The 449-nt window shown below is 60.4% G+C and carries 1 pseudogene; it reads right to left on the bottom strand.

Annotated features, from left to right (window positions below):
• Nucleotides 1–15: 15 nt before the first annotated feature.
• Nucleotides 16–449, bottom strand: a pseudogene (locus BEN47_RS23000) (transposase family protein); the annotation flags it as partial.

The following is a 449-nucleotide window of genomic DNA, read 5'->3' as shown; positions in this document are numbered from 1 at the left end:
AACCCAAGTTGCGGACTATAGTCCGGCTTGGCTTAAAGTGTGGGCAAAAATGAAGAGGGCAATTTTCAGGGCAAACCCAGCCGCCGTGACGGCGTGAATCTGCTTGGGAAAACGGGCCGTGAGCTGACTAAAGCAGGTTTCGATGCCTTTGCGAAAATACTGTAGCAGAAAGGCTTGCGCCGGATGATGCGGCCGTTTGCTATTTTTGCGGCGGGCCGTTTGCTGCTGGCTGCCGCTGGCTTCGTTGAAGATATCCTCCGCCACGTAGTCCGCGTAGCCGGCATCGGTGTAGAGCACGCTGCGTAGAGCACGCTGCCGGCGGGCAGGTCCAGGGGCAGCCCGCGCTGGCCGGTTTGCTCCGACTCGGCGCCGGCATGGAGGTAAAACTCGACGGGGATGCCGTCGCTGGTGGCCACCACCTGCACCTTGAGCCCATAAAACCAGCTGCG

The sequence above is a fragment of the Hymenobacter lapidarius genome, assembly GCF_001816145.1.
Taxonomy (GTDB): domain Bacteria; phylum Bacteroidota; class Bacteroidia; order Cytophagales; family Hymenobacteraceae; genus Hymenobacter; species Hymenobacter lapidarius.
The sequence above is the reverse complement of the archived record's forward strand: the minus strand, read 5'-3'. Positions and strand labels throughout refer to the sequence as shown.